17 protein-coding genes are annotated in these 15,695 nt (G+C 68.9%); 15 read left to right on the forward strand and 2 right to left on the reverse strand.

Going from position 1 to position 15,695, the window contains the following annotated elements; genetic code table 11:
- The 6 genes from FLX07_RS23150 to FLX07_RS23175 all read left to right on the forward strand — a co-directional run.
- The coding region (locus FLX07_RS23150; RefSeq protein ID WP_244311166.1) for a sensor histidine kinase at window positions 1-827 on the forward strand (827 nt) is incomplete at its 5' end.
- Window positions 828-970: 143 nt separating this feature from the next.
- Window positions 971-1,996, forward strand: a complete 1,026-nt coding sequence (locus tag FLX07_RS23155; protein WP_208762344.1) for a sigma-70 family RNA polymerase sigma factor — start codon at window positions 971-973, stop codon at window positions 1,994-1,996.
- A 55-nt stretch (window positions 1,997-2,051) separates the two neighbouring features.
- A complete protein-coding gene (locus FLX07_RS23160) occupies window positions 2,052-2,969 on the forward strand; it encodes an NADP-dependent oxidoreductase (protein ID WP_142573320.1) in 918 nt (305 codons plus the stop codon).
- Window positions 2,970-2,994: 25 nt separating this feature from the next.
- Window positions 2,995-4,719, forward strand: a complete 1,725-nt coding sequence (locus tag FLX07_RS23165) for an ATP-binding protein (RefSeq protein ID WP_142573322.1) — start codon at window positions 2,995-2,997, stop codon at window positions 4,717-4,719.
- Window positions 4,720-4,879: 160 nt separating this feature from the next.
- Window positions 4,880-5,344: a YkgB family protein gene (locus FLX07_RS23170; RefSeq protein WP_142573324.1), complete on the forward strand. Its 465-nt coding sequence runs from the start codon at window positions 4,880-4,882 to the stop codon at window positions 5,342-5,344.
- 43 nt (window positions 5,345-5,387) lie between these two features.
- Window positions 5,388-6,041, forward strand: coding sequence for a TetR/AcrR family transcriptional regulator (locus tag FLX07_RS23175; protein ID WP_142573326.1), 654 nt, complete (start codon window positions 5,388-5,390; stop codon window positions 6,039-6,041).
- 136 nt (window positions 6,042-6,177) lie between these two features.
- Here the strand turns inward: FLX07_RS23175 and FLX07_RS23180 are convergent, their stop codons facing one another.
- On the reverse strand, window positions 6,178-7,581 hold the full coding sequence (locus FLX07_RS23180) for an FAD-dependent oxidoreductase (protein ID WP_142573328.1): 1,404 nt from the start codon (window positions 7,579-7,581) through the stop codon (window positions 6,178-6,180).
- A gap of 163 nt (window positions 7,582-7,744) precedes the next feature.
- Between FLX07_RS23180 and FLX07_RS23185 the strand changes: the two genes are divergently transcribed.
- From FLX07_RS23185 to FLX07_RS23200, 6 genes are all read left to right on the forward strand, one after another.
- Window positions 7,745-9,658: a glycoside hydrolase family 15 protein gene (locus tag FLX07_RS23185; protein ID WP_208762345.1), complete on the forward strand. Its 1,914-nt coding sequence runs from the start codon at window positions 7,745-7,747 to the stop codon at window positions 9,656-9,658.
- Window positions 9,642-9,782 (forward strand): hypothetical protein, encoded by a 141-nt coding sequence (locus tag FLX07_RS36595; RefSeq protein ID WP_167748366.1) that lies wholly within the window; start codon window positions 9,642-9,644, stop codon window positions 9,780-9,782. Before FLX07_RS23185 ends, FLX07_RS36595 begins: the two co-directional genes overlap by 17 nt.
- A 64-nt stretch (window positions 9,783-9,846) precedes the next feature.
- On the forward strand, window positions 9,847-10,368 hold the full coding sequence (locus tag FLX07_RS23190) for a sigma-70 family RNA polymerase sigma factor (protein WP_208762346.1): 522 nt from the start codon (window positions 9,847-9,849) through the stop codon (window positions 10,366-10,368).
- On the forward strand, window positions 10,323-10,610 hold the full coding sequence (locus tag FLX07_RS37125) for a sigma-70 family RNA polymerase sigma factor family protein (RefSeq protein ID WP_208762347.1): 288 nt from the start codon (window positions 10,323-10,325) through the stop codon (window positions 10,608-10,610). Before FLX07_RS23190 ends, FLX07_RS37125 begins: the two co-directional genes overlap by 46 nt.
- A 244-nt stretch (window positions 10,611-10,854) precedes the next feature.
- Window positions 10,855-12,054, forward strand: a complete 1,200-nt coding sequence (locus FLX07_RS23195) for an RNA ligase RtcB family protein (protein WP_189104870.1) — start codon at window positions 10,855-10,857, stop codon at window positions 12,052-12,054.
- 220 nt (window positions 12,055-12,274) lie between these two features.
- On the forward strand, window positions 12,275-12,637 hold the full coding sequence (locus FLX07_RS23200; RefSeq protein WP_142573330.1) for a nuclear transport factor 2 family protein: 363 nt from the start codon (window positions 12,275-12,277) through the stop codon (window positions 12,635-12,637).
- Between the two features lie 79 nt (window positions 12,638-12,716).
- Here FLX07_RS23200 and FLX07_RS23205 read toward each other — a convergent pair whose 3' ends face one another.
- Window positions 12,717-13,580: an RNA polymerase sigma factor gene (locus FLX07_RS23205; RefSeq protein ID WP_142573332.1), complete on the reverse strand. Its 864-nt coding sequence runs from the start codon at window positions 13,578-13,580 to the stop codon at window positions 12,717-12,719.
- A gap of 346 nt (window positions 13,581-13,926) precedes the next feature.
- On the opposite strand from FLX07_RS23205, the gene FLX07_RS23210 reads away from it, so the two are divergent.
- From FLX07_RS23210 to FLX07_RS23220, 3 genes are all read left to right on the forward strand, one after another.
- Window positions 13,927-14,523 (forward strand): sulfite oxidase-like oxidoreductase, encoded by a 597-nt coding sequence (locus FLX07_RS23210; RefSeq protein WP_142573334.1) that lies wholly within the window; start codon window positions 13,927-13,929, stop codon window positions 14,521-14,523.
- 88 nt (window positions 14,524-14,611) lie between these two features.
- Window positions 14,612-15,337: an FAD-binding oxidoreductase gene (locus FLX07_RS23215; protein ID WP_229689478.1), complete on the forward strand. Its 726-nt coding sequence runs from the start codon at window positions 14,612-14,614 to the stop codon at window positions 15,335-15,337.
- The gene (locus FLX07_RS23220; RefSeq protein ID WP_142573336.1) at window positions 15,334-15,654 is read left to right on the forward strand and encodes a DUF6510 family protein; all 321 of its coding nucleotides are present in this window, start codon (window positions 15,334-15,336) and stop codon (window positions 15,652-15,654) included. The genes FLX07_RS23215 and FLX07_RS23220 overlap by 4 nt, the downstream gene beginning before the upstream one ends.
- Window positions 15,655-15,695: the final 41 nt, after the last annotated feature.

Raw genomic sequence — 15,695 nt, forward strand, 5'->3', positions numbered from 1 at the left:
CACCGGCCCCCGACGCACCCGTCGTCTACGCCGGAACAACCGAGCCGCCCCTCCTCGCGACACACCGCCTCGAATACCTCATCACCGGAGCCACCCTCCTGATCGTCCTGACCGGCGGCCGCCTCATCTGGACCGTCATCGACCGGGCGCTACGCCCGGCCGAACAGCAACGCCACCTCGCCTCCGTCACCTCCCACGAACTCCGGACACCCATCGCCGGACTACGCGTCCAACTGGAGGAAGCACTACTCCACCCCGACCACGTCGATCCCCGCGACACCATCCGCAAAGCCCTGACGGTCACCGGCCGCCTGGAAGCGATCGTCCAGGACGTGCTGACCATGACCCGGCTCCGCGGAGGCCAGCCGGCACCACACGAACCGATCAACCTCACCACACTGGCCGCCACCGAGACCGGCACACACTCCGACGACGCGCGGGTGACATTCCACACGACCGGAGACGTGTGGGTGCACGGATCACGGATCCAACTGATCCGGCTGGTGAACAACCTCCTGACCAACGCCCGGCGGCACGCCAGGACCGGCGTCACGGTCCGCGTCGAATCCACCGACGGCCAAGCCGTCGTCACGGTCACCGACGACGGCGACGGCATCGCACCCGCCGACCGCGAACGCATCTTCGAACGATTCACCCGCCTGGACGAAGGACGACGCCGCGACACCGGCGGCACCGGACTGGGACTCGCCATCTCCCGCGACATCGCCCACGCCCACCACGGCACCCTGCGCATCGAAGACTCCCCCCACGGAGCGCGCTTCGTCCTCCGGCTGCCACTCCTCGACCGGAACGCGATCGACGAGTGAGATCTCCCGCAGCCGGACGCGGCGCTCCCCCGGAAGTGCTGCCGGAAATTCCTCGCACCGGCCTGCCCCCGAGCCTTCCCCGGGGCGTGCCGTGCTCGGACGACCACCGCTCGATCCGCGAGCCGGAGGAGGTTGCGATCTTTATGGGCAGCGAGAACGCGCCTGGACGGTCTGGCCATGAGGACACGTTCGGAGCCGAATGGGAGAGGCACCGGCCCGCGGTTTTCGGCGTGGCCTACCGGCTGCTGGGCGGCGTGGCCGATGCCGAGGACGTGACCCAGGACGTGTGGCTGCGGGCGGCCGGAACAGATCTGCAGGACATCGACGATCTGCGGGCCTGGCTGGTCACGGTGGCCGCCCGGCGGTCGTACGACATTCTCAAGAGTGCCCGTTTCCGCCGGGAGATCTATGTCGGGTCGTGGCTGCCGGAACCACTGCTGACGGGGCCGGACGCGTCCGAGCCGGTCCTCGTCGACGAGTCCGTCGCCTCGGCGATGCTCCTGATCATGGAGGAGCTGAGCCCACTGGAGCGGGTGGCCTTCGTCCTGCACGATGTCTTCGGCCTCGAGTTCGTCCGGATCGCCGAGGTGCTGGATGTCTCCGTGCCGGGCGCCCGGCAGTTGGCCTCGCGGGCGCGGCGGCGGGTGGCCGACGCGAAGCGGTCGTCGCCGCAGGCGTCGACCGCGGAGCGTGCACGTGTGCTGGCGACCTTCCGCGCCGCCTACGAGGCCGGGGATCTGGCCGGCCTGATCAGGCTGCTGCACCCCGACGCCGTCTACGTCACCGATCGCGGCGGCAAGGTCGCCGCGATGCGCAAGCCCGTCCGCGGTGGTGAACGCGTCGCCGAGGTGATGGTGCGTGGGCCGCCGGTGGCGTCCGGACCGCATCGACCTCGTCGAGGTCGGCGGCGAGCTCGCCCTGGTGTGCCACCGGGAGGGCCGTGTCTTCTCCGTGGACACGCTGCAGATCGCAGCCGGTCTGATCGCCGCGTACCGCAGGGTCCTCAACCCGGCCAAACTTTCTCATGTCTGAGCTGTCACAACGCGGGGGGCCACCTCGTCTCCCTGCTGAGAGCTCTGCTGAGAGCCCTGACAGGACAGACGAACGAACGCTCGCCGGCCCGTCCGAGCGGACCGGCAGGAAGACGATCATCCGCGTTCGCTCCGTGAGCCACACAAGCCCATCGATTCACCGAAGAGACAAACAGCCGAGGAGGCGATTCCCATGAAAGCGATCGTGGTGACGGACCAGGCCGCGGGAACGGCCGGGATGACGCTGGTGGAGCGGCCCGAGCCGCCGGCAGCGATCAACGACGTCATCGTCGAGGTTCATGCGTCGGGATTCGTCCCGACCGAGACGGAGTGGCCCTCGACCTGGACCGATCGCCGCGACCGTGACCGGACACCGTCGATCCCCGGGCACGAGATGGCCGGAGTGGTCACCGCCCTCGGCTATGGCACGACGGGGCTGTCGGTCGGACAACGGGTGTTCGGCCTCACGGACTGGCATCGCGACGGCACCCTGGCGGAGTATGTGGCCGTCGAGGCACGCAACCTCGCGCCGCTCCCGGGCGACGTCGACTTCACGGTGGGCGCGAGCCTGCCGATCTCGGGGCTGACCGCATGGCAGGGACTGTTCGACCACGGCCGCCTTCGGGCGGGGCAGAGCGTCCTCGTGCACGGGGCGGCCGGCGCAGTAGGGTCGATGGTGACGCAACTCGCGCGGGAGTTCGGCGCGTACGTCATCGGCACCGGACGCGCTGGCGACCGGCAGAAGGCGCTCGACTTCGGCGCGCAGGAGTTCGTCGACCTCGGTAACGACGCGCTGGAGGACGTCGGCGGCGTCGACCTGGTGTTCGACGTCATCGGCGGAGACATCCAGAGGCGGTCCGCGGGTCTGATCCGGCCCGGAGGAACGCTGGTGACCGTCGTCGGGCCGCCCGAGGCGCGGCCCGCGGACGGCCTGGCGGTCGACTTCGTCGTCGAGGCCGACCGTGCCCAACTGGGTGAGGTCGTCCAGCGGGTACGTGACGGACGGCTGCGGACGAACATCGGCTACATCGCGACCCTCGACGACGCCGTCGCCGCACTCAACCCGACCGAGCGACGCAAGGGGAAGACGATCATCCGCGTTCGTCCGTGAGGACTCGGGGTGAGGGGGAACCGCCATGACAGCCGGCGACCTAGAGGATTGGGCGAGGTACGGGTTCAGCGAAAGACTCGTCAGGGCCCTGTTCCAGGGTCTGCGTGTGGGTCTCTACGTGGTCGACCATACGGGGAAGATCCTCATGGTCAATCCGTATGCCGAGAGGCTGCTCGATCGTCCCGCACAGCAGTGGATCGGCGCCGACTCCCACGACCTGCTGCACCGCAACGCCGACGGAAGCCCGATCTCCCGGGAGGACTGCCCGCTTTCGGGCGCGTTCTCCGAGGGGGTGTACGTCCGCAGCGAGGAGTCGTGGTTCACTCGCGGGTCCGGCGGCCTGGTCCCCCTGGGCGTGATGGTGGCTCCGCTCCCGATGGGCGGGGAGGAGGACATGGGCTCGGTGGTCCTGTTCTACGACCTGTGGCGGCACAAGGCCGTGGAGCAGAAGCAGGCGGCCGCCCTTGCGGCAATGGAGAAGCTGACCGACCGGCTGTCGCTGATGGCCGAGACCAGCACCGTGCTGGCCTCCACGCTGCAGGTCGATGAGGCGCTGCGGCGGCTGTCCCGGCTGCTGGTGCCCCGGCTGGCCGACTGGGCGATCATCGACCTGCTCAGCCCCGGCGGCAACGGGGTGGACCGGGTGGCGGTCGTGGTCAAGCAGGGTCGGAGCGGTGTCAAGTGCAGGGGGCTGGAGGGGCCGCTTCCGGCGTTTCCCGAGACCTCCCAGGCGCCGATGGCGCGAGTGCTGCGCGGCGGCCCCGCGGTGCTGCTGGGCCCCGAGGATCTGGCCGAGCGAATCGACCCGGAGAAGGAGCGCAGCGTCCTGCGGCGGCGGCCGTACGAGGAGTTGGGCGCCCATTCGGCCATCGTCGCGCCGCTGCGCACACCGCGCCGGGTGCTGGGTGCGCTCACCCTGGCCCGGTGCGAGACCTCCTCGGTGTACGACTCGGCCGATCTGTCCCTTGTTGGCGACATCGCCGGCCGGGCGGGGCTCGCCGTGGACAACGCGGACATGTTCGAGGAGCAGCGCCGGTTCGCCTCCACCACGTCGCACGAGCTCAGAACGCCGCTCGCCGCCCTTCGCGCCCGGCTGGACGAGGCGGTGCTCTACCCCGCCGACGTCGACCCGCGCCAGACCATCAAGGAGGTCCTGACGGTCGTCGATCGCCTGAAAACGATCATCGACGACCTGCTGGTGCTGGCTCGGCTCCGTGCCGGTGACCCGGCGGCGTACGAGCCGATCGACGTCGGCGCGCTGGTGACGGAGGAGGCGGCGGCTCTGACGGGCGGCGTCCCGGTCCACGTCGACGCCGACCGCGATGTGCGCGTTCTGGGCAACCGGATCCAGTTGATCCGGGTCATCGACAACCTCCTGGTCAACGCCCGGCGGCATGCCTGCACAACGGTCGAGGTCACCGTGCGACGAGCGGAGGGCTCGGCCGTCATCAGCGTGCAGGACGACGGCGCCGGAATCGCGCCGCAGGACCGGGAGCGCGTCTTCGAGCCCTTCGTCCGGCTGGACGACGGCCGGCGCAGGGAGCCCGGAGGCAGCGGGCTCGGCCTGGCCATCTCGCGCGACATCGCCCACGCCCACAACGGGACCCTCACGACCGAAGACTCATCGCGCGGTGCCAGGTTCGTGCTCCGGCTTCCCACCACGGACCGGCGTCCGCCGGCTCCCGGCACCCGCGGTTCCGCGCCTGATCGGCCGGTCACCCACGGGGATTCACGGGTAGAGGAAGCGTAGCGAGCGGCGTCGCGGACACGGCCCGGCCGCGTGATCGTCGCCGTAGCAGTGATCGGGGCGGCCTCGACACCGACGGTGCGGCATGACCTGACGCTTGGCGTTGGCTGAAGTTTCGAGTCCCACATCGAGCCATACAAGCGACGTGTTAGGCGATGATTCCATGAAAATCCACCGCATCAGAAAAACAATGCACAGCGTGGGGATCTCCACCATCCGGTATGGACTGGTGATCAACCTTCTGGAGATCGGGCGAATAAAATTCGAAGACTACGAGGTGGAGAACATTCGCCCCCTGGTGACCTCAAGCCCCCCGCTCGCGTGGCTTATCGCCAGGCTGGGGGAGAAGAACGTCGCCAGACTGCTCGGCGTCACTGAAATCGTGCTGGGCTCGCTGATCGGCGCGAAACCGATTGCGCCGAGAGCGTCGGCCCTCGGCAGCCTCGCCGCCGTCGGCATGTTCGCCACCACCCTCAGCTTCCTGGCCACGACGCCCGAGGCGTGGCAAGAGACACGCGGGGAGCCGAAGCTGTCGCTCGCGGGGCAGTTCCTGGTGAAGGACGTCGTGCTTCTCGGAGCCTCCCTGCTGACGGCGGCGGACGCCCTGCACGCCGCCGAGCGCCGGTAGCGGCCGGCCCGGTTCCGATTCCCGCAGGTATAAATTTGACATTATGCCTGGTCGAGGATCGGGAAAAGATCCTCCGCGACGTACCGCGCGCGGCGCGGCCACTCGCGAACGCATCATCGCGACCACTGCGGACCTGATGCACAGGCAAGGGGTCACGGCGACAACCCTCGATCAGGTGGTGGACACCTGCGGCGTCAGCAAATCACAGCTGTATCACTACTTTCCCGACAAAGAGGCGCTGGTCGCCGAAGTGATCGCGACGCAGGCGAACCGCGTGCTCTCCGCTCAGAAGGAGCTGCTTGAGCAGCTGCACACGATGCAGGAGCTCGACAAGTGGCGTGACGCGCTGGTCTCAGGCCTGAGCGAGCGCGGCTACCGATGTCCGATCGGCTCACTGGCCAACGAGCTCGCCGGCCGCTGCGATACCGCTCGCCGTACGCTGGCGGGCGCCTTCGGCACGTGGACAGGCGACATGGCGAGCACATTCGCCCGCCTCCAGGACAGCGGTGAACTGAGCTCCGAGGTCGCCGCGGAGGACCTCGCCCTGGAGGTGGTCGCGGCGCTGCAGGGCGGATATCTGCTCGCGGAGACCATGCAGGACGAACAGCCCTTCGTGCTCGCCCTCGACATGGCGCTGGGCTGGGTCAAGGCTCACGCGAGGGCGGATCACCAGAAACGACCGGATCGTCCGGGTTGAGGGATCCCATGTCCTGACAGGCGCCCGGCTCGTTCTCCGCCGGCCGCAGCCGGTCGCCGGCCCGCTGGTAACGCCGGCCCGCTGGTAACGCCGGCCCGTGCACACGTCGGCGAGCGCGCGCGGGTAGGGCTCCGGGCTACGTGCGCGCGTCGGAACGCACGATCGTCCCGAGGACCTCGTTGAACGCCTCCGTCGACGTCGGGTGGGTGTAGACGGCGTCGCGGAGTTCGGCCGCCTTGACGCCGTGCCGCATGGCGAGCGCGACGGTGTTGATGAGCTCCTGCGCGTCAACGCTCAACAGCACCGCGCCGAGGATCTCGTCGGTGTCGGCGTCGATGACGAACTTCATGAGCCCGCGGGTCTCCTCGACGATGTACGCGCGAGGCATCGCGACGATGTCGGCGACGGCCTCGCTTGCGATCTTCACACGGTGTCCCGCCTCGCGGGCCTCCTTCTCGGTGAGCCCTACCGCCGCCAGCGGTGGGGTCATGAACACGGTGTGGGGAATCGCGACACGATCGGCCGTCGAGCGCCTGCCCTCACCGATCAGCTGGTCGAGGACGATGCGGCTGTCATCGAGGGACAGATAGGTGTGCTGCCGCCCACCGCGTACGTCGCCGAGGGCGTAGATGTGCGGCCGGCTCGTGCGCAGGTGCTCGTCGACCTCGATCGCCCCTCGCTCGGTGGTGCGGACACCGGCGGCGTCCAGCCCGAGGCCTCGCGTCACGGGCGCGCGGCCGCTGGCCGCGAGAACGGCGTCGGTCTCCAGGGTGTGCTCCCGGCCGTCCTTCTCGTAAGTGACGATCGTGACGGCGTCGCGGTCGCGTACCTCGGTGACGCGCGCACCCGTGATGATCTCGACGCCCTCGTTCCGGAGGATGTCGGCCACGACGGCGGCGGCCTCGTCGTCCTCACGCCCCAGGATCCTCGCAGCGGCTTCGAACACCGTGACCTGTGAGCCGAACCTGCGGTAGATCGAGGCGAACTCGACGCCCTGGTATCCGCCGCCCAGGATCGTCAGCCGCTCGGGCAGGGTCGTCGTCTGGATCAGATCCGTGCTGGTCAGCGTGCGCTTGCTCGCGCGCAAGCCGGGGATGTCCGGAATGATGGGCTCGGCGCCTGTGTTGATCAGAATCGTTTCGGCGGTGATCGTGAGACGATCGCCGCCCGCTGTGACGCCGACGGTGTGCGGGTCGATGAAAGCGGCGTGACCGGTGACGACCGTCACGTTGTCGGCGCTGTTCAGGGAGTCGAAGTTGCCGGCCCGGAACGTCGAGGTGAGCGCCTGAACCTCTCTCACCGCATGCTCGTAATGCTCCTGCGGAGAGTCGCTCATCCGGGGTTTGCCCGCGTGATGGACGAGCGCCTTCGTCGGCACGCAGCCGATGTTGGGGCAGGTGCCGCCGTACATGCGGTTCGACTGCTCGACGAGTATCACGCGTCGGCCGAGACGGCCCATTTTCGCGGCCACGGTTTTGCCGCCCTTGCCGAAGCCGATGACGAGAACATCAGCGTGGGCAGTGTTCTCCCTGGTGTCCATGGTTCTCCCCGGTGTTCAGGGTGTCAGTCTCCGATGTCCGCGATTCAGCCATGGACGTGCCCGCGTACGGGAGGGTGAAGCGCCGAGCAGGTGCGGCTTGAGGAACGCGTGATCTTCGCCTCGGGCGCTTGGTTTTCCCGCCTTTACCGCGATTTTCCGGCCCGTGCGCGCCATCGACGTCTTCTCCGGGTATCGGGCGCTGATGAGCACCACACCCATCGCCGACCTCGCGTTGGTGTCCGATCGTCATTCCGCCGGCCTCATCAGCCGGGACGGATCGGCCGAGTGGTTGTGTTTCCCCCGCTTCGACGGGCCGTCCGTCTTCGCCCGCCTGCTGGACGACGAGGCTGGGCACTGGGCGATCCGCCCGGCCGTCCCGTACGAGACGACGCGCCGCTACGTACCGCAGACGATGGTGCTGGAGACCACCTTCCACACCGGGAGCGGCACGGTCGTTCTCACCGACGCCCTGCTCACCGGACCGGACGACGGCGGCCACCGGCTCGGCGTCGGTGTGCCGCACCTGCTCGCCCGGCGGGTGTCCGGCCTCGGCGGCGAGGTGCCGATGGAGATCGAGTACCGGCCCCGGCCGGAGTACGGCCTGATCCACCCGATCCTGTCCGTCGTCGACGGCGGCGTGACCGCCCGCGGCGGCGCCGAGTGGCTTGTGCTGACCACGCCGGTTTCCCTCGGCATCGGCGGCTGCAGCGGATACGGCGTGTTCACGGTGCGCGAGGGCGAGACACGGCACTTCGGGCTGCACCGCTCGACGCTGGAGGAGGCTCCCGCGCGGGTGTGGGACCAGGCGGAACTGGCGGCCCGGCTGGACCACACGATCGCCGCCTGGCAGTCGTGGTCCAGCCTCCACCAGGCTTATGACGGCCCATGGTGCGACCTGGTGCACCACAGCGGGCGGGTGCTGCAGGCGCTGTCCTTCCAGCCCAGCGGCGCGATCGTCGCGGCCGCCACGACGTCGCTGCCCGAATGGGCCGGCGGCGAGCGCAACTGGGACTACCGGTACACGTGGGTGCGGGACGCGTCGCTGACCATGGGCGCCCTGTGGGTCGCGGCCTGCCCCGACGAGGCGAGCGACTTCTTCGCCTTCCTCACCACCGCGGCCCCATCCCTGGGCAAGGACCGCGCGCTGCAGATCATGTTCAGCGTCTGCGGCGAGCACGACCTGAGCGAGCGCACCCTTCCGCACCTGCGCGGCTGGCGCGGCAGCCTGCCGGTACGCGTCGGAAACGACGCGTGGAACCAGCGGCAGATCGACGTGTACGGCGAGCTGCTCGACGCGGCCGCGCGCCTCGAACACCAGATCGTCGACATCGACGACGACGTCCGGCGCTTCCTCATCGCCTGTGCCGACACCGCTGCCGAGCGCTGGACGGAAAAGGACCAGGGCATCTGGGAGGTGCGTGGGGAGCCGCGCGACTTCCTGTACTCCAAGCTCATGTGCTGGGTGGCGCTGGACCGCGGCATCGCCCTCGTCGGCCTCCTGCACGCCCAGGATCGTGTGGAGTCCTGGCGGCGGACCCGCGCCGAGATCCGCGACACTCTGCTGCGCGAGGGCTGGAACGACCGCGTGGGGGCGTTCACGCAGTCGTTCGGCTCCGACGAGCTGGACGCCAGCGCCCTCATGGTGCCGATCATCGGCTTCCTGCCCGCCGACGACCCGCGCGTGCTGGCCACGATCGACGCGGTCGCGGACCGGCTCACCGACGACCACGGCCTGGTCTACCGCTACCGCACCGAGGGCGGCGTCGACGGCCTCGCCGGCGAGGAGGGCGCCTTCCTGCTGTGCTCGTTCTGGCTGGCGCAGGCGCTCGCCATGTCCGGGCAGGTCGGCCGGGCCAGGGAGGCATTCGAGCGAGCCGCCGCGTACGCCAACGACGTGGGCCTGCTGTCCGAGGAGATCGACCCCGGGAGCGGCGAACTGCTCGGCAACTTCCCGCAGGCGTTCAGCCACATCGGGCTCATCAACGCCGCCTGGGCCATCGACGAGGCCGAACGAACCGCACCGGCCGGAGGGGCGGCCGGCGCGGACCGCGGGAAAGGCGATGGGCAGATGGCGTGAGGTCACCGCCGAGTTCGCCGGCGTCCTCAGCTCCACGATCAAGCCCATCCTTTCGGTGGTCCTCGTGCCGTACCCGCGCGTCGTGCTCCGCCACCGAATCCGCCATGCCGGCCGGCCCCGGTGATGAGTTGTCGCGCCCGCGCCCGTCACACCTACGACGGGACACGACAAGGCGGAAGGATGACGTGATGAGTGCGGACACGCGGCTGGAGGAGCTGGGCGTGAGCGGTCTGGGCGAAGTCGGCGAGCCGGAGTTTTCGGGGCTGGCGGAGCGGCACCGGCGGGAGCTGCACGTGCACTGCTACCGGATGCTCGGGTCGTTCGAGGACGCCGAGGACACCGTGCAGGAGACGTTCCTCCGTGCCTGGCGGCGGCGGGAGACCTTCGAGGGGCGGTCGACGTTCCGGGCCTGGCTGTACCGGATGGCCATCAACGCCTGCCTGGACCTGCTCGCCAAGTGCCGCCCGGAGCCGGCGACCGGCGGTGAGGTGCTGTGGCTGCAGCCCTACCCGGACTGGCTGCTCGACGAGCTGCCCGCGAGCGAGGCGGACGAGCCGGAGACCGTCGCCGTCGCGCGGGAGACGATCGAGCTGGCGTACCTGGTCGCAGTCCAGCACCTCGCGCCGCGCCCGCGGGCCCGTGCTGATCCTGCGGGACGTGCTCGATGCCGCCCACCCCGGGCCTGTACGTCGGCCGCGACGCGGTGGTGAACGACTGGGTCGAGGACGGCTTCGGTCGCATGAAGAACCTGCGCGCCGTCCCCACCTCGGTGAACCGGCAGCCCGCCGTCGCCTTCTACCTCTGGCGGGAGCGGGAGGGCGCGTACCTGCCGCTGACGATCGACGTCCTGCGCATCACCGGCGAGGCGATCACCGAGATCGTCATCTTCCACGACGACCGGTTCCCGCGGCTCGGACTGCCGGAGCGCCTGCCGGCGTACGGCACGGAGTAAACGGCATGGAGTAGACGGCATGGAGTAGATGACGCGGAGTAGACACGGAGTGCTCCAGGGCCCTTCTGCACTCCTCCGCAGTGCAAACCCGTACGGCCGAAAATCGCTTGCCTCGCCTGGCGGATTCAGGAAACGTTTGTATCCATGCTGCTCTGACGAACAACACCCCGCTACATCGAGATACCACGGCGCCGACTCGCGCTGTAATGCCGCCCATTCATAACCTGTCCAGTAGAGAGCGTCTTTGTCTCAGCAACGCAATCGGCAGGAGTTTCTGCCGCCGTCCGTCCCGGCCACGGGGTCGGCCACCGTCGCCGTGTTCGCCTCCCCCACCAGTTGGATCGAGTCCGATGCCGTCGCCCAGTGCCACCAGGTGGCCGCCCTCGACGGAATGACGCACGTCGCCGCCATGCCGGATCTGCACCCTGGCAAAGGCGCCCCGATCGGCGCCGCCATGGCGTCGACCAGGCTGTACCCGTTCCTGGTGGGCTCCGACATCGGTTGCGGCATCGCCGTGTTCCCCGTCAAGCTCAAGCGCGCCGTACCCGAGAAACTCGCCGCCCGGTTCCCCGATCTGGATCGCGCGCTGCACCCCGAGCAGGATGCCGACGACTCGGCCTGGGGCGTTGTAAAGGGCGATATTCCCGCTGGTCACGTCGAAGGCCTCGGGACGGTCGGCCGAGGCAACCACTTCGTCGAGCTGGCGCGCATCGGAACCGTCTTCGAGCCGGGCCACGCGAGCCGTCTCGGACTCGCCACCAACGACCTGGTCCTCATCGTCCACAGCGGTTCCCGAGGGCTGGGCGAACGCATCCTCCGAGCCCACACCGCAGTCCACGGCGCGGGCCCCGCCCCTGATCCCGGCGCCTACCTGGCGATGCATGACGACGCCGTACGCTGGGGAGCGCTCAACCGGCGGCTGCTGGCCGCCCGGGTCGCCCACGCGCTGGGGACCGAGCCCACCGAGCCGATCCTCGACCAGTGCCACAACCTGGTCGAGGTCCGCGACGAGATCTACCTGCACCGCAAGGGGGCGGCGCCGGGCGACGGCCGCGACGTGCTCATCGCCGGTACGCGAGGCACCCCTTCCTACTTGGTGGCCGGCCACGCCGGGCCGGACGCCAACCATTCCGTGGCGCACGGAGCGGGCCGGAAGATGTCCCGTGCGGACGCCCTGCGCCGGGGCCGGGCCAAGCACACGGTCGAAGAGCTACGCCGCACACCGATGGGGTCGCTGGTGGTGTGCGGCGACCGCCAACTCCTCTTCGAGGAGGCGCCAACGGCCTACAAGCGCATCGAGCAAGTCATCGCCGACCTCGTCGACCATGACCTGGCCACGCCCGTGGCCACCACCATCCCCCTGGTCACCTACAAGACACCCGACCTCGGGTCCACACCCCAAACAAACCACCGGGACCATCGCCGCAAGCGAGGCCGGCCGTGAGCGTTCACCTGCTCCCGTAAGCCGGGCGTGGCCCACAGGAGTGTGCCTGGGCGCCGGCCCAACTGCTCGATCTCGGGCGCGGAGCCGCTCATCGGCGTCATGGCAGACAGATCTCCGAGCCGGACTGGGGACGAAATCGCCACCTTTGCGCTAGTTGCACGCCAGCCTTCGGCCCGTATCGTCCCCATGAGTGATCTCGTCTGCGCGAGAAGGGACCGGCATGTCCGACGATGCGGTGCGACGCGTTTTCCGATCAGTCGATTCGTTCGATCCTGACGAGTTCGGACTATTGCTGGCCGAGGATGCCACGATGGTCTTCGGAAACGCCGCACCGCTTGTGGGACGTGAGGCCATCGTCGCCGGACTCCGGGAGTTCTACTCCACCATCGGCGGCCTGCAGCATCGGATCGTCCGGAACTGGCAGGTGGACGCCGACGTCATCGCCGAGACCGAGGTGACCTACCGGAGGCTCGACGGCAAGGACGCGAGCGCCGTGGCCGTATCGATCTGGCGCACCCGTGACGATGGCCTGATCTCGGACTACCGCATATTCGTCGATCTCGCCCCCGTCTACGCGGTCTAGTAGTGCTCCAGGGACACTTCGCCGTCCTCGTGGTTGAGGTGGCATGAGAACGGCACCGGAGCACTGGACGATCGCTCGCTCACCGGGACACACCCTGCGCCGTTGACTCGGCACCGTGCAGGTACTCGTCGAGGCGGCCACGGACGTGGTTCCGGGCGCGTGCCAAGGCGGCCGTCGCCGAGAGCTCGTCGAGTCCGAGTGCCTGCGCCGAGTCGGCAAGCGCGTAGCCCTGTAGATCGACGAGCGCGAGAAGCTCACCGAACGGCTCGGGTAGTTCGCCGAGCGCCTTGTCGAGCAGGTCGTATACCTCTTCGGTCTCGTCGGCTTCCTCCGGGCCGAGGATCTCTGCGCTGCCGGGCCACTGGTTCGGGCTGCCGGCCCACCCGTCGATCCTGTCCTCGCCCGGGTAGAGATCCGGGTAGAAGAGCTCGGGCTCATCGGCATCGCTGTTGAGGTCGTCGAGTGAGTCCGCTCGGGCTCGCGCGGCCGCGTCGACCTCGACGGCGGGCGTAGAGCGGCCGTCCAGCCGCACTTGGGCATCGCTGAGTGCGTGCATGATTTTGGTCAGCTCGGCGATCCCTCGCGGGCGGGAATCTCTGCGTTGCAGCGCAAGGCCCACTTCCAGGGATCGCTGGGCGAGGTCCTCGGCGTTCGCGGGGTCAAGCAGTTCGGCACGCGCGAGGAGAGCGCTTCGCAAGGCCCCGGCGTCCGTCGCCGGAGACTCTTCCGCCACCGGCATCGCGTCGTCGGCCAGATCGTTCTGGACGCCGCCGGGACCAGAGCGCCGTCGAAGGAGCTCGCGGGTCGTGGCGATCTGTGAGACGTACGACGCGCAGTCCGGGCAGTCAGCCAGATGGGCGGTCAACGAACTCTGAAGGTGTTCGGGTGCCAGTCCGAGATCGCCGCCGAATCGCACCACGTCGGAACATCTGCCATCAGTCATTGAGGTCACCTTCTCGGTTCGCCTGGTCGCACCACGACAGGGCCGGCCAGGGGCATTGATCGACGGCGCGTCGCTCTCGGCGAATTTGGTCTATATAGTCCAAGTTACATAATCTAACACGCTCACGGCGGCCCTCTCTCGTGGCTGATCGGGGCGAGAGACTGCGGCTGCGGTCACTACCGACGCCCCGGGAGCGGGTGCGCGCGACGGGCCGCGTGCGCTTTGACACCGGTTGCAGCGGAACCTTAAGTTGGACGAAAGGGTCCACTTAAGGACGGCTTCCGCCATCGACCCGACCGTGAGACGCCCACCACTAGAGACCGTTGGGTCTGGAAGAGAGCACAGGGTGACAATCTCGCGTGGCTTCTTCGGCCATCACGACCCGCGCGCCGCCGATCTGCCGCCCGGCCAGCATCTGACGCACGGATTCCCCGTGCTGACGGCTGGGCCGACGCAGCTGATCTCGACGGAGAAGTGGAACTTCACGATCACGCCGGAGAGCGGCGAGCCGAGGCGGTGGAGTTGGGACGAGATGATGGCCCTGCCCGCTGAGGAGATCACCGTCGACATCCACTGCGTGACCCGGTGGACGAAACTCGGGACCCGTTGGCGGGGCGTCGCGCTCGACACCTTCTTCGAGGACATCGAGACCTCCTACGAATACGCGATGGTGCGTTCGTACGGGGGCTACACCACGAACCTCCCCTTGGAGGACCTGCTCGGGGGCAAGGCCTGGATCGCGTACGAGTACGAAGGAGAGCCGCTTCACATCGAGCACGGTGGACCGGCCAGGCTACTGGTGCCGCATCTCTACTTCTGGAAGTCCGCGAAGTGGGTGAACGGCATCACGATGCAGCGCTTCGACGAGCCGGGCTTCTGGGAAGGCTTCGGCTATCACAACTACGGCGACCCGTGGCGCGAGGAGCGGCACGCCGGTGACTGACACGAACACGACCGACGGCCCTGCTGGGAGCTCCGTAGAAGCCACTCCGCCGGCAGGGAATCACTGGCGCAGGGCAACGCTCATCGGTGTGCGCTCGCAGTCCTGGCATTCCCGGACGCTTGCACTACACGTCCCCGGCTGGACCGGACATCTGCCCGGTCAGCACGTAGACATACGTCTCACCGCCCCGGACGGCTACTCGGCCCAGCGGAGCTACTCGTTGGCCGAGCCCGCCACGCCCGACCGCGTCGCGGTCACCGTCGACCTCCTGCCCCACGGCGAGGTCTCGCCGTACCTGGCGGAGATCATGGAGATCGGTGACGAGCTCGACGTGCGCGGGCCCATCGGTGGATGGTTCGTCTGGGAGCCGGGGGACCCGTCCATCGGGGACGGCCCGGTGCTGCTGATCGCCGGTGGATCAGGGGTGGTGCCGCTGGTCACCATGCTGCGAGCCCGGAAGCGGGCGGGGGACTCGACGCCGACGATGCTCGTGTATTCGCTTCGCGGCCCTCGCGACCTCATGTACGGGCCCGAGCTGGAAGAGATGTCGGCCGATCCGTCCACGCCGGGGTCCGCCGACGTGCGCCTCGTCTACACGCGCAAGGTCCCCGACGGGCATCCCCGTCCCGCCTCACACCTCGCGGCCGAGGACATCCAGCCTCCGTCCGCGTGGCCGGAGCCGTTGGCGGCCCGGGTCTACGTGTGCGGCCCCTCTGGCTTCGTCGACCACGCCACAGGCCTGCTCCGCAGGGTGGGATACCCCGACGATCGCATACGCACGGAACGATTCGGACCGACAGGAGTTGAACGATGACCTCGGATTTCCCGACCCCGGCCGCGCCCGACGGCGGCGCGGAGTCCGCCGCGGTCTTGGACGGCAACGCCGCTGCCGGCGAGTTCTCCGGGATCCTCGCAAGTGACCCGACCGACGTCAGTGTCCGCTGCGGCAGCTGCGGCGTCGCGCAGGCATTCGGACAGCTGCAGGCCTATATGGGCGGGCCGGGAACCGTGCTGCGCTGTCGCGAGTGTGCGGCGATGGTCGCCCGAGTGGCCCGGACGCCTCGGGGGACGTGGCTCGACATCTCCGGCTCCAGCTCGTGGTTGTTCTCACCCACTCCGGGTCTCGCCTGACCGCGACCGCCCAGGCCAACGGATCGATGAGGGGAAACGGA

This window comes from Microbispora bryophytorum, from assembly GCF_006874465.1.
GTDB lineage: Bacteria > Actinomycetota > Actinomycetes > Streptosporangiales > Streptosporangiaceae > Microbispora > Microbispora bryophytorum.

Excerpts from the sequence above, each read along its gene's own strand:
- FLX07_RS36595 (WP_167748366.1), top strand. The coding sequence starts at position 9,642 with ATGGGCAGATGGCGTGAGGTCACCGCCGAGTTCGCCGGCGTCCTCAGC.
- FLX07_RS23180 (WP_142573328.1), bottom strand. The coding sequence starts at position 7,581 with ATGGACACCAGGGAGAACACTGCCCACGCTGATGTTCTCGTCATCGGC.
- FLX07_RS37125 (WP_208762347.1), top strand. The coding sequence starts at position 10,323 with ATGCCGCCCACCCCGGGCCTGTACGTCGGCCGCGACGCGGTGGTGAAC.
- FLX07_RS23160 (WP_142573320.1), top strand. The coding sequence starts at position 2,052 with ATGAAAGCGATCGTGGTGACGGACCAGGCCGCGGGAACGGCCGGGATG.
- FLX07_RS23200 (WP_142573330.1), top strand. The coding sequence starts at position 12,275 with ATGTCCGACGATGCGGTGCGACGCGTTTTCCGATCAGTCGATTCGTTC.
- FLX07_RS23220 (WP_142573336.1), top strand. The coding sequence starts at position 15,334 with ATGACCTCGGATTTCCCGACCCCGGCCGCGCCCGACGGCGGCGCGGAG.
- FLX07_RS23170 (WP_142573324.1), top strand. The coding sequence starts at position 4,880 with ATGAAAATCCACCGCATCAGAAAAACAATGCACAGCGTGGGGATCTCC.
- FLX07_RS23165 (WP_142573322.1), top strand. The coding sequence starts at position 2,995 with ATGACAGCCGGCGACCTAGAGGATTGGGCGAGGTACGGGTTCAGCGAA.
- FLX07_RS23190 (WP_208762346.1), top strand. The coding sequence starts at position 9,847 with ATGAGTGCGGACACGCGGCTGGAGGAGCTGGGCGTGAGCGGTCTGGGC.
- FLX07_RS23175 (WP_142573326.1), top strand. The coding sequence starts at position 5,388 with ATGCCTGGTCGAGGATCGGGAAAAGATCCTCCGCGACGTACCGCGCGC.
- FLX07_RS23155 (WP_208762344.1), top strand. The coding sequence starts at position 971 with ATGGGCAGCGAGAACGCGCCTGGACGGTCTGGCCATGAGGACACGTTC.
- FLX07_RS23205 (WP_142573332.1), bottom strand. The coding sequence starts at position 13,580 with ATGACTGATGGCAGATGTTCCGACGTGGTGCGATTCGGCGGCGATCTC.